Source organism: Helicobacter sp. 11S03491-1 (genome assembly GCF_002272835.1).
Classification (GTDB): domain Bacteria; phylum Campylobacterota; class Campylobacteria; order Campylobacterales; family Helicobacteraceae; genus Helicobacter_J.
The window spans coordinates 117,140-128,970 of sequence record NZ_MLAO01000005.1; the positions used below are offsets into that span (position 1 = coordinate 117,140).

At 31.4% G+C, this 11,831-nt stretch carries 12 protein-coding genes; 10 read left to right on the plus strand and 2 right to left on the minus strand.

Annotation, left to right across the window (positions count from 1 at the left end; all coding sequences use genetic code 11):
* Nucleotides 1-156: 156 nt before the first annotated feature.
* Both BKH45_RS04840 and BKH45_RS04845 read left to right on the plus strand, forming a co-directional pair.
* Entirely contained in the window at nucleotides 157-1,362 is a 1,206-nt protein-coding gene (locus tag BKH45_RS04840) for a 2,3,4,5-tetrahydropyridine-2,6-carboxylate N-succinyltransferase (RefSeq protein WP_095274351.1), read from the plus strand.
* A gap of 103 nt (nucleotides 1,363-1,465) precedes the next feature.
* Nucleotides 1,466-2,587 (plus strand): tetratricopeptide repeat protein, encoded by a 1,122-nt coding sequence (locus BKH45_RS04845; protein ID WP_095274412.1) that lies wholly within the window; start codon nucleotides 1,466-1,468, stop codon nucleotides 2,585-2,587.
* On the opposite strand, the gene BKH45_RS04850 is transcribed toward BKH45_RS04845, so the two are convergent.
* Nucleotides 2,567-3,211 (minus strand): SprT family zinc-dependent metalloprotease, encoded by a 645-nt coding sequence (locus BKH45_RS04850; protein ID WP_095274352.1) that lies wholly within the window; start codon nucleotides 3,209-3,211, stop codon nucleotides 2,567-2,569. The genes BKH45_RS04845 and BKH45_RS04850 overlap by 21 nt on opposite strands.
* A 54-nt stretch (nucleotides 3,212-3,265) precedes the next feature.
* Here BKH45_RS04850 and rplI point away from each other — a divergent pair, with 54 nt between their 5' ends.
* From rplI to BKH45_RS04885, 7 genes are all read left to right on the plus strand, one after another.
* On the plus strand, nucleotides 3,266-3,712 hold the full coding sequence (gene rplI, locus BKH45_RS04855; protein WP_095274353.1) for a 50S ribosomal protein L9: 447 nt from the start codon (nucleotides 3,266-3,268) through the stop codon (nucleotides 3,710-3,712).
* A 20-nt stretch (nucleotides 3,713-3,732) separates the two neighbouring features.
* Entirely contained in the window at nucleotides 3,733-4,278 is a 546-nt protein-coding gene (gene hslV, locus BKH45_RS04860; protein ID WP_095274354.1) for an ATP-dependent protease subunit HslV, read from the plus strand.
* Between the two features lie 17 nt (nucleotides 4,279-4,295).
* On the plus strand, nucleotides 4,296-5,612 hold the full coding sequence (gene hslU / locus BKH45_RS04865; RefSeq protein ID WP_180675643.1) for an HslU--HslV peptidase ATPase subunit: 1,317 nt from the start codon (nucleotides 4,296-4,298) through the stop codon (nucleotides 5,610-5,612).
* A 1-nt stretch (nucleotide 5,613) separates the two neighbouring features.
* On the plus strand, nucleotides 5,614-6,516 hold the full coding sequence (era, locus tag BKH45_RS04870; protein ID WP_095274356.1) for a GTPase Era: 903 nt from the start codon (nucleotides 5,614-5,616) through the stop codon (nucleotides 6,514-6,516).
* A gap of 20 nt (nucleotides 6,517-6,536) precedes the next feature.
* On the plus strand, nucleotides 6,537-7,532 hold the full coding sequence (locus BKH45_RS04875; RefSeq protein WP_095274357.1) for a L,D-transpeptidase family protein: 996 nt from the start codon (nucleotides 6,537-6,539) through the stop codon (nucleotides 7,530-7,532).
* Between the two features lie 85 nt (nucleotides 7,533-7,617).
* Nucleotides 7,618-8,508, plus strand: coding sequence for an AraC family transcriptional regulator (locus BKH45_RS04880; protein ID WP_095274358.1), 891 nt, complete (start codon nucleotides 7,618-7,620; stop codon nucleotides 8,506-8,508).
* Nucleotides 8,509-8,582: 74 nt separating this feature from the next.
* A complete protein-coding gene (locus tag BKH45_RS04885; protein WP_095274359.1) occupies nucleotides 8,583-9,449 on the plus strand; it encodes an ATP-binding protein in 867 nt (288 codons plus the stop codon).
* Between the two features lie 26 nt (nucleotides 9,450-9,475).
* On the opposite strand, the gene ciaB is transcribed toward BKH45_RS04885, so the two are convergent.
* The gene (gene ciaB, locus BKH45_RS04890) at nucleotides 9,476-11,335 is read right to left on the minus strand and encodes an invasion protein CiaB (RefSeq protein ID WP_095274360.1); all 1,860 of its coding nucleotides are present in this window, start codon (nucleotides 11,333-11,335) and stop codon (nucleotides 9,476-9,478) included.
* Between the two features lie 128 nt (nucleotides 11,336-11,463).
* Here ciaB and BKH45_RS04895 point away from each other — a divergent pair, with 128 nt between their 5' ends.
* The gene (locus BKH45_RS04895) at nucleotides 11,464-11,811 is read left to right on the plus strand and encodes a P-II family nitrogen regulator (protein WP_095274361.1); all 348 of its coding nucleotides are present in this window, start codon (nucleotides 11,464-11,466) and stop codon (nucleotides 11,809-11,811) included.
* Nucleotides 11,812-11,831 lie beyond the last annotated feature (20 nt).

Genomic DNA, 11,831 nt, shown 5'->3' on the forward strand with positions numbered 1-11,831 from the left:
TAAAAATAAAGATAATGCAACATCTTGCCAATATCTCTATTTAATTAAATCCAACAAATCAAAATTATCTAATTTGTCGTTTATTTTATTGAATTCTCAAAGAAATAACACTATAAATGATGTTTTCAAACATTCAATATTTTAGGAGAAACTAAGATGATAGAAAGATTCAAAAATTTTGTAGATAATTACCAAAAATCCAGCGCTTATAAATCCCCGCTTGGATTTGGAATCGCCAGGGTTGATATTGGTCAAAAATCAAAAAAAGTTCTTTGTGCAACCTACCCTGTTTTAAACTGGATTAGTGAAAATTTGGGTTCTTATGCCGTATTTGCCAATTCTCTCAACCCGGATGCCAAAATCTCTGAAAGCGAAAACGAGTGCGTATATGGGATTGATGAGAGTTTTATATACAAAGCACTTGATTTATACACGCCTTTTTTGATTGAATCTATCCAAAATAAAACAAGTCATAAAAATATTCAAATTATCTTAGAACTTAAAAAAGCGATGGAAGAAAATCGACTTAAAGATAATAACGGAGAGTTTTTGTTTCGATTTGTCGTCATTTATAAAGATACAAAATGTGAAAGTGTAGAAAGTGCATATATGAAACTTCTTGGACTCTCTTTAGGCAAAGCCAAACTCAGAAGTCTTATTTTAGATGGTATTTTTGCTCTTTTGCAAAATGTTGCTTGGAGTGGCAATAAACCTTATGAATTAGAATGGTTACGAGAAAATGAAATTATTCTGAAAATGAGGAATATATACCCTAAAATTGACTTTGTAGATAAATTTCCTCGATATTTAATGCAGATTATCCCTCAATATGACAATATTAGATTGTTAGATACAGCTAAAACCAGATTTGGAGCCTATTTAGGAACAGGGGGCTATACACAAATGCCCGGAGCAAGTTATGTGAATTTTAATGCAGGCGCTGAAGGTGTTTGTATGAATGAAGGAAGAATTTCTTCTTCTGTTATTATTGGAGAAGGGACAGATATTGGAGGGGGCGCAAGTATTCTTGGTGTTCTTAGTGGAGGAAATTCCAGTCCAATTAGTATTGGCAAAAATTGCCTTTTGGGTGTCAATAGCTCCACAGGAATTAGTTTGGGAGATGGTTGTATTGTTGATGGAGGGATTGCAATATTAGCAGGAACTATTTTTGAAATTCAAGAAACTGAGGCTAAAAAAATCTCAGATATTAATAAAGATTTCACCATCAATCAAACCAACCTTTATAAAGGTAAGGAACTTTCAGGAAAGCATGGTATTCATTTCAGACAAGATAGCATAACAGGCAAAATGATTGCCTTTAGAAGTAATAGAAAAATCGAATTGAATGACATGCTTCATTAATTGGCATAGTTTTTGCTTTTTAAATCCAAATCGTGAATGAGGAGTTTCGAATATGCAAAGGGTTAGAAATGGTATTTTTGTCATATTATTGATAATTGCAGGTATGTATGCTGCAGACAACGAAGAAAATTCCACTCCTTTGGAAACTAATCAAAATCAACCATCTTCCAATAATGAAATTCAAACTCCCCAACCCACTCAAGAATCTCAAACACTAAAGAATTCACAATCAAATCAATCATCCACCCAACAAGCACAAAATGCGCCTATTTTAGCCCCGAATCCCAAGCCCGATACTCCAAGAACCACAAAACCTATCCCCCTAAGTGATCATCTAGCGCCTCCGGAGATGGTTCAAAGCACATTAGAATCAGCAATTGTTGCAGCAAAATCAGGTGATTACAAAACTGCCTTTAAGCTCTTTTCTCAATCTTGTGATGAGGGCAACCCTGCAGGTTGTTTTGGCGTAGGCACTATGTATGCTAATGGTATAGGTGTTCAAAACGATATTCAAAAAGCTACTCGATATTATCAAATGGGTTGTAGCGGCGGTGATGCGACAGCTTGTGCAAATTTAGCCATGATTTATGATTATCAAAAAAATGCAGATGCAAATGACAAGCAAAAAGCTGCTCAACTTTATATGACAGGTTGCCAAGGCGGAGATGTGTTAGCATGCAATAATCTGGCTTGGATGTATGCTAATGGTGAGGGAGTGCAAAAAGATTATTTCAAAGCAATACAATATTATAAATTTGCTTGTGAAGCCGGGAGTGATTTGGGTTGTTATAATTTAGGGTTGATGACAAATACCAATAATATTTATGGTGTAGATAAAGCCAAACTTGGTCTTGTTGATTTGAATTATCTGGCTTGTAAAGCAGGGGATATTACAGGTTGTGCTAATCTTGGTTGGATGTATGCTAATGGAACATCAGGAGCGCCTGTAAGTTATTTTTACGCAGCAAAGTATTTTCAAATCGCTTGCGATGGAGGTATCCTAAGTAGTTGCAACAATTTAGGCGTATTATATCAAAAAGGATTAGGAGTTCCTCAAGATTCTCAAAGAGCCTTGGATTTATTTGCCTTTGTTTGTGATAATGGCGCGCAATCAGGTTGTGATAATTATAGGATTTTCAAACAACAACTCTTGCATCCCAAATCATCCAATCATGGCAGTTTCTTTTTGCCAAAAGATTCTGATTCAACCATCAGAAGAAGGTGATAAGATTTTTTGCAATAATGGAATATAGAATTTTATTTGGTTATGAAGGTTTTTTCTCTTTAGGTAATAATCAGGACAAAACTTTTCAACAAAATTCCAGAATGCTTTTGAGTGGTTTTTATGTTGGATATGTGAGAGTTCGTGGATAATTACATAGTCAATTAAATCTTTTTGGGCAAAAATAAGCAAGATAGAGAAACTAAGGTTATTTTGATAAGAACAACTTCCCAGCCTTGTTTTATTACATCTTATTGAAATTTTGCCATATGAAAGCCCCATTTTTTCAGAAAAAATAGCAGTTTTTGTTTGGATATAATCGTTTAAATGATTTTTTAAATAATTTAAGTTTATATATTTTTCTAATTTTTTCCACTCCCCAAAAAACAAAATTTCATCTGAGTGACTTGCCAGAAATTGTTGTATTTGAAAATTATTGAGAGCTATTTTATCAAGATTTTTTCGTATCCATTGGTGATGAGTTTGAAGTAACTGCATTGATTGGGCTTGAGAATAATAATGAGGAACATTAAGGATTATTTCACCTTTTTGTTTAATCACAATCCGAATATTTTTAGAATTGGTTTTTTTGATTCTGACACAATCTTTTGTATTTAAAAATTCCATAAGCCTTACTCTTTTTTGCTAAAATTTTAAGAATATTACCAAAAAAGGATCAAAATGAAAATTTTATTGATGGAGGATGTAAAAGGATTGGGAAAAACAGGGGAGATTCACGAAGTCAAAGATGGCTATGGACAGAATTTCTTAATTGCTAAAGGCAAGGCTAAACACGCAAGCAATGAAGTCATCAATAAATACAAAGCCCAACAAAAAAAGCAAGAAGAAATAGCGGCCTTAGAAATGACTGAAAGAAAACAGCTTGTTAAAAATTTAGAAAATATTACTTTGGAGATGATTAGAAAAGTTGGAGCAAATGGATCTTTATTTGGATCTATCACAAAAGAAGAAATTACACAAGCACTCCAAAATGCCCATCATATTTCTATAGATAAAAAAGATATTGAGTTGAAAACACCTATTAAAAGCACCGGAATTTATGAAATAGAGATTAAGCTTGGTTATGGAATTTCAGCAATACTCAAAATTGATGTTATAGCACAATAAAGAAATCATAAGGAAAAAATATGTTTGAAGCCACGACAATTCTAGGCTATAGAGGCGAGTATGAGGGAAAAAAATATGCCCTTATTGGGGGGGATGGTCAAGTAACATTTGGCAACTGCGTCCTTAAAGCAAATGCAACCAAAATTCGAGCACTTTATAACGGTGGGGTTTTAAGCGGATTTGCCGGAAGCACAGCAGATGCGTTTTCTTTGTTTGATATGTTTGAGAGAATTTTAGAAGGCAGAAAAGGTGATTTAGTTAGAAGTATTCTTGATTTTTCCAAACAATGGCGCAAGGATAAATACTTGAGAAAGCTTGAAGCAATGATGATTGTGCTCAATAAAGATCATATCTATATCCTAAGTGGAACAGGTGATGTGGTAGAACCTGAAGATGGAAAAATAGCTGCTATTGGCAGTGGGGGCAATTATGCTTTGAGTTCAGCTAGAGCATTAGACAAATTTGCCCCCCTCCCTCCAAAGTCCATCGTGGAAGAATCCCTCAAGATTGCTGGGGAGCTTTGCATTTATACCAATACAAATATTAAGATTTTGGAGCTTGAATGAAAAATAATAAATTAGATATGACCCCTAAAGAAATTGTCAAATATCTAGATGAATACATAATCGGACAAAAAGAGGCTAAAAAATCTGTTGCCATTGCCTTGAGGAATCGCTACAGAAGATTACAACTCTCTGCAGAACTTCAAGAAGAAGTAACCCCCAAAAATATTTTAATGATTGGTTCAACAGGTGTGGGGAAAACTGAAATTGCAAGACGTATGGCAAAAATCATGGGACTTCCTTTTGTTAAAGTAGAAGCAAGTAAATATACAGAAGTGGGATTTGTCGGTAGGGATGTAGAGTCTATGGTGCGAGATTTAGTTTTGGCAAGCGTGAATTTGGTAGAAAATGAATATGAAGAAAAATCAAAAGAAAAAATACAAGATTTTATTATTGATAAAATTACTCAAAAACTTTTACCACCACTTCCAAATGGAGTTAGCGAAACAAAAAAACAAGAATATGACAATAGTTTTAAAAAAATGAGACAAAAAGTAAAGAATGGAGAAATGGATGATTATAAAGTGCAAATAGAACTCAATAGAAAAATGATAGACTCTGATAACAACATGCCTCCGGAAATTATCAAAGTCCAAGAAAGCATCATTAAAGTCTTAAGCAAAGAACAAGAAAAAATAAAAAAAGAAATGAACATCAAAGAAGCCAAAGAAGCATTAAAACCTGAGGCTTCAGAGGCAATTTTAGATTTTGAAATGATTAAACTGGAGGGGCTTAAAAGAGCCCAAGAAGCAGGGGTAATTTTCATAGATGAGATTGATAAAGTTGCAGTCAACTCAAAAGATAGTTCAAGACAAGATCCCAGTAAAGAAGGAGTACAAAGAGATTTGTTGCCTATCGTAGAGGGTAGTTGGGTCAATACAAAATATGGTCAAATCAAAACAGATCATATTCTTTTTATTGCAGCCGGAGCTTTCCATTTCAACAAACCAAGTGATTTGATCCCTGAACTTCAAGGAAGATTCCCTCTTCGTGTAGAATTAAATAGTCTTGATGAAGAAATAATGTATCAAATCCTTACCCAAACAAAAAGTTCTATTATCAAACAATACCAAGCATTATTGCAAACAGAAAGTGTTACAATAAAATTTGATGATGAAGCGCTTTTAGAGCTTGCCAAACTTTCTTATAATGCCAATCAAAAAACTGAGGATATTGGAGCTAGAAGATTGCATACTACAATTGAGCGAGTTTTAGAAGACATAAGTTTCAATGCCGATGAATACAAGAATCAGACCGTTCGTATTACACAAAAATTAGTCAATGAAAAATTAAAAGATTTGGTTGAAAATGTAGATTTAGCCAGGTATATTTTATAAAATGCAAGAGAACTTCAAATCCGGATTTGTAGCTATTGTAGGGCGTCCAAATTGCGGAAAAAGCACACTTTTAAATAAACTTCTCAAGCAAGATATTGCGCTGGTTTCTCACAAAGCCAATGCAACCAGAAAAAAGATGAATATCATTATTTCGTTTAAAACTAACAAAAATGAAGAATCTCAAATTATTTTTGTAGATACTCCGGGCTTGCACCACCAAGAAAAATTATTGAATCAATTTATGCTCAAAGAAGCCTTAAAGGCTATTTCAGATTGTGATTTATGTGTTTTTATGGCTTCAATCCATGATGATTTAAAATATTATGAAGAATTTTTGGATTTTAGCAATAAACCCCATATTTTGATTTTGAGCAAAATAGATACAGCAAGCAAGGAAAAAGTTTTGCAACAAATTGCAAATTATCAAAAATACGATCACAAATTTCTATCCCTTATCCCTATTAGCTCATCAAAGTCTATCAATCTTGAAAGTTTTCTCACAGAAGTTAGCAAACACCTACCCTATTCTCCTCCATTTTTTGACCTAGAAATCCTTACAGATGAAAGTCTTAAACAAATCTACAAAGAAATCATTCGTGAGAGTGTATTTAATAATCTAAGTGATGAAATTCCTTATGAAAGTGATGTGAAAATAGAAAAGTTTATTGAGAATAAGCATCTGGATCAAGTCTTTGGAAAAATTTTTGTCGAAAAAGAAAGTCAAAAAAGCATGGTTATAGGTAAAAATGCCCGGACAATCAAAAGAATTGGAAAGCAAGCCAGAGAAAAAATGGAAAAAATGAGTGAAAAAAAAGTTTTTTTACATTTGCAAGTTTTTGTTCAAAAATCTTGGAGCAAAGAAAAAGCAAATCTCAAAAAATTTGGATATGATTTTGAAGATTAAAGCTTAAAAGGAGCAGGAGTATGAGGTTTATTTTAAGTATAAGTTTAATGGCATGTTGCATGCTTTATGGAATGGATAGCCAAACTATTAAAATTATTCAAACTTACCGCACAAAAGGTATTGAGGCAACACAAACAATGCTGGAAAACTATTTAGTCCAAAAAGATTTTTGGTTGGGGGTTTTAAAAGATAAAGACACAGATTATGGGTATTATGAAAATATAGATTTTTTATTTGTATCTAATAAATTAATCCCAAATTTAACATTATATGAAGTTCAAGATGGTCATCTAAAAGAGATCAAACAAACAACTGCGTTAGTAGGATCCGGAAAAGGGAATAAAAAAATTGAAGGAGATCTAACTACGCCCATTGGAGTTTATGATATTACTGCAAAATTAACCGGACTCAATCAATATTATGGTCCATTGGCATTTGCTACAAGCTATCCAAATACTTATGACAAAATTCGAAAAAAAACAGGTTATGGCATTTGGATTCATGGACTTCCTCTAAATGGAAATCGTGAAGAGCTAAATACCAAGGGCTGTATAGCTATTGATAATACTGCTTTGAATGAATATGATAAGCTTATTGGACAAAAAAAAGCTCTCCTTATTACTTATGAAAATAATTTTAAACCTGCCACAAAAGAGGATCTTGCAACAATACTTAGTGATTTATATGAATGGAGAGACTCTTGGATAAGAAATGATTTAGATAAGTATCTGTCGTTTTATAGTGATGATTTTATACGCTATGATGGAATGAAATTTAAAACTTTTAGAGACTATAAAAAGCGTATTTTTGATAAAAAAGAAGAAAAAACAATTTTGTTTTCGAATATTGATATTTCCCCTTATCCCAATGAAGAGGGAAAAAATATTTTCAAAATTAGTTTTTCACAAAATTATTCAGCCTATAAAAACAATAAACCAACTTATACTTCCAATAGTGTTAAAGAACTCTATATTGAGTTAAATAATGGCAAATTCTCAATTTTAACTGAAAAATAGCCGACCATATTAAATCATTAAAATCAAAAAACTCGTATAATTTGATTTTAATTTTATTAAAAATAAATCAAAATAAAGAAAAGGAATGGATATACTTCAGATACCTCAAGATTTTAAAAAACTTCATCATGTTAAAATTTTTGATTTAGGCGGTTTATGCTTTGCTCGCTATACTCAAAAGAAAAATCTTATGCAGTCTCTGGTGCAGATACAAAAAAATGTTTTAATTTTTGTTTTTAAGGGAAAAAAGATTCTTCATACTGCACAAGGTGATTTTTGTATTCAAGAAAATGAAGCTATTTTTTTAAGTCGCGGTCATTATAGCTTGAGCGATATTCAAGCATTTAATGATATTTATGAGTCTTTTTTGTTCTTTTTTGAAGATAGCTTATTAATTGAATTTATCAACAAACATCCGTATATTCTGGAAACTTTCAAGTATTCTAATCAAGAAGATATTATCTTCAAAATCACAACAGATAGCATGCTTCAATCTGTATTAAAAAGTTTTTTACCTTATTTTGAAACATCTAAATTGCCCAATGAAAATATCATAAAGTTAAAATTTGAAGAAATTTTTTTACATATTCTTAATGATTATTCTCAAAGCAAAATTTTTATTAGTTTCCTTAGAAATATCATTCAAGAATTTCAGATTGATATTCATAAACTTTTTGAATATTGCAATCAAGAATTTGGTAATGTCAGCGAAATGGCATCATTTGCCAAAATGGATATGGCAAGTTTCAGTCGAAAATTCAAACAATGTTTTGGTATCTCTCCAAAAGAATGGTTAGATGAGAAAAGATTTTCAAAAGCAAAATTCCTGATTCAATTTAGCCAAAAAAATATCAAACAAATTTGTCAAGAATGTGGATTTAGTTCCAGCGCATGGTTTATTGAAAGATTCAAAACAAAATACGGTACTACCCCAAAACAATTTCAAAAATCAAATAACTTGTATTTTATCTCATAAAACTCATACAAAATAATTGTTATTTTACATACAATAGTCTTTGCTTTTAAACCGAAATTTCAAAGGATAAAATTATGAAGAAAATTCTAGCTGCAAGCTTATTGTTATCAACATTGTTATTTGGAAGTTCTATTTTATTGAAAAATAGCCAAGACATTGATGGGTTTAATTCTCCTGAAAGTGTTTTTGTAAATGGCAAAGACGTTTATGTATCTAATGTGGGGATCAAACTTGAACCTTTAGCAAAAGATAATGATGGTTATATTTCCAAACTTGATTCTAGTGGCAAAATTATTGAACACAAGTTTATAAGTGGTATGAATGCCCCTAAAGGCATGTCTATCATAGGAGATGTGTTGTATGTCGTAGATATTGATGTCTTAAAAGGCTTCAATCTTAAGAATAAAAAATTAGTTTTTGAATTACCCATAACAAATGCTATTTTTCTTAATGATATTGCTGTTTTGGATAAAAATACCCTCTATGTAAGTGATACCGGGACAGGAACTATTCATCAAATAAATCTCAAAAATAAAACTTATAAAACTTTAGTAGCTTTGGATATTAAAAAATATGGTGGGCCTAATGGTTTGCTAATAGATAAAAAAAATCATAAGCTCTATAGTGTAGGTTATGATCCAATAGGGGATAATGGAGGCGTTGTCATCTCTATTAACCTAAATACAAAAACTCACAAACCACATCAAATTTCTAATATTAGAGGACAATTAGATGGTGTTGCTTTTGATTCCAAAGGTAACCTTTTGGTAAGCAGTTGGGGTGAGGGTTTAAAAGGTATGATTTATAGTATAGATGCCAATGGGAAAGCCACTCAATTAGATCTTCCTCCAATGGCAGGTCCGGCAGATATTTTCTATGATGGCAAATATCTTTGGATTCCAAAAATGGCTGAAAATAAAGTTCTCAAAATTAGATATTAATTATTTTATCCCTCTGCTTAGAGGGATTATAAAATTTCTTGTCCTACTTCTTGATACTTTTTCCAATACCATTCAATAAATACATTGCTAAGATTTAATTTTGATTGGTAGCATTTCTCATTTTTTATCACAAAATTTTTAAGCCATTCTCCGGAGGGAAATTTATTGATGTAATGTTTTACCAATGATTCATAAGTTTGGATATACCACTCTTTAAGATTGTCATATTTATCTTTATAGACTTCTAAAACAGGTTTTTTATCAGGATTAAATTCCAATACCCCGCTAATAAATGCTCCATATAAATGAATCAACCCTTCACAATAATAAGGCAAAACCTCTTCTTGTTCTCTCCATGCCATTAACCCTACACTTCTTCGAATAGTTTCACTCATGACTGCTTGGAATTCTATAGGATCATAGGTTTTTTGAAAAAATGCCACTAGCCCACTGCATGTTGCTTTGAATTCTTCAATATTTTTAAAATCTCCATCAGCATTCATCAATCTTTGTGTATCCTCCTCAATCCAAAGAATATGTCCAAATTCATGCCCGTTGGTTGTGATATCATATACCAAATGCCACAATTGTTCATTTTCAAATAAAATATCTCTGGCTTCTTGTAAGTAATCTTTTTGGAAAGTTTCATAATTTAATTTCATCTTAGGTTTACTTCGTGCAGATTGAATGATTTTATCCCCAAAAGCAAAAATTTTTTTACCAAATTTTTTAGATACTACTTCGTCGTTGGGAACCACTTGTGCAGAAAAAAGTCCATTCATATCCGCTCCATAATAAAGTGTTGGCAGCCCATTGTAAGTTTTTACTTTTTGTAAAGCTTGAGAAATAAAGGATATAAATTCTTCATTTGCATCTAATTTTTTACTAAGATCCAAAAACATTTTCTGAATAGAATTTTGAACTCTTTTATCAGTCATTTTATCAGGATTAGCAATCCTTATATCCCATTCAGGAGCAACAGAATGTCGATATCTATCTTCATAATATTCAAGCGGGTGTCCTATTTGCAAAGGAGTATCTATATCCATCCAACAAATATCTACTTCCCTCCATTTTTCAATTAGTTTATCTTTATGGCTTTCTCCAAAAGCGTTTTTTAATGCCACAAAATAATCCATATAAGCTTGTTTTTTATTATAAATATTGTCCTCTAAATTTTCTAATTTTGATAAAAGTTTTTCAATAGTTTTGATAATTGCTTTGATTTCTATATCAAATGCAACAACATAAGGAATAGAAATATATCTATCGCCAAGTTTTTTGGGAATTGAATAACTCCTATCTGAACAAATTAACCTACCCCCCACTTCTTCTTTGTCTATACTGGGAGCTAAAAATTCAAGAGACTTTTCATCCCCATAAAGTCTTTGCATATTTTTATTAATACCATCAATCAAACTATCTTGCCAACTTTCAAAAAAATTATTCATTGCAAGCCCAATATGATGTATGCCCAAAAGAATTTCACGATAAAATTCACTCAAAAGCTTTTTTCTCCGAATTTCAGACAATAAGTCTTGATGTTTTTGCGCATAGAAATGACTTACAAAATTCAACAAAAGTCTTTTGGCAACTAAAATTTCGGAATTGCTTTTTTGATGATTTTTTAACACCTGTATTATGGGTCCTTCTTTAAGATTTGCGATTCGATCACACATCGCCATTAAAGTTGGTTTATCTGCTTTTAACCCAATTCGATTGCATAATTGAGTGAGAATTTTAAAATATTTATCAACATCTTCATCCAAAGTATCATCAAAAATTTTGTAAATTTTATTAATTTGCTCTGATTGAGTTTGGATTAAAATATAAAATTCCTTTAAATCAACTTGAAATTTTTCTAAAATATTTTGATTTTCTAGCATATATACTCTCCTTAAATACGCCAAATTATGTAAGATAATTATAATCATCTAATATGAATGTTTAAGCAAAATAAAAATACAATTATTTACAAGCACAATATGTGTTTTTATTTTATAAAGGAATATTTATGGAAAAAATTTTAAAAATAGAGATTACAACACGAGAAGAAAAGCTTAAAGAGCTTCAAAATTCTCTTGATAAAATAGGGATTTGCGGAATGACTATCATAAATGTTGTTGGTTATGGGAATCAAAAAGGAAAAACAGAAGTCTATAGAGGCAATGCGCTTCAAGTAAATATGATTCCAAAAATTCGCATTGAAATTATTTCTTCTCAATCTCAAGCTCAAGAAATTATTTCTATAGCAAAAAAAATTCTCAATACCGGAAAAGTTGGGGATGGAAAAATTGTTTTAATTCCAATAGAAAATATTATACGTATTCGAACTGCAGAAGAAGGTCTAGACGCAATTTAAAAATCAAAATTAAATATTTA

Coding starts and splice junctions, on each gene's coding strand:
- BKH45_RS04840 (WP_095274351.1), top strand. CDS start 157: ATGATAGAAAGATTCAAAAATTTTGTAGATAATTACCAAAAATCCAGC.
- BKH45_RS04880 (WP_095274358.1), top strand. CDS start 7,618: ATGGATATACTTCAGATACCTCAAGATTTTAAAAAACTTCATCATGTT.
- BKH45_RS04845 (WP_095274412.1), top strand. CDS start 1,466: ATGTATGCTGCAGACAACGAAGAAAATTCCACTCCTTTGGAAACTAAT.
- hslU (WP_180675643.1), top strand. CDS start 4,296: ATGACCCCTAAAGAAATTGTCAAATATCTAGATGAATACATAATCGGA.
- BKH45_RS04885 (WP_095274359.1), top strand. CDS start 8,583: ATGAAGAAAATTCTAGCTGCAAGCTTATTGTTATCAACATTGTTATTT.
- era (WP_095274356.1), top strand. CDS start 5,614: ATGCAAGAGAACTTCAAATCCGGATTTGTAGCTATTGTAGGGCGTCCA.
- hslV (WP_095274354.1), top strand. CDS start 3,733: ATGTTTGAAGCCACGACAATTCTAGGCTATAGAGGCGAGTATGAGGGA.
- BKH45_RS04895 (WP_095274361.1), top strand. CDS start 11,464: ATGGAAAAAATTTTAAAAATAGAGATTACAACACGAGAAGAAAAGCTT.
- BKH45_RS04875 (WP_095274357.1), top strand. CDS start 6,537: ATGAGGTTTATTTTAAGTATAAGTTTAATGGCATGTTGCATGCTTTAT.
- rplI (WP_095274353.1), top strand. CDS start 3,266: ATGAAAATTTTATTGATGGAGGATGTAAAAGGATTGGGAAAAACAGGG.
- BKH45_RS04850 (WP_095274352.1), bottom strand. CDS start 3,211: ATGGAATTTTTAAATACAAAAGATTGTGTCAGAATCAAAAAAACCAAT.
- ciaB (WP_095274360.1), bottom strand. CDS start 11,335: ATGCTAGAAAATCAAAATATTTTAGAAAAATTTCAAGTTGATTTAAAG.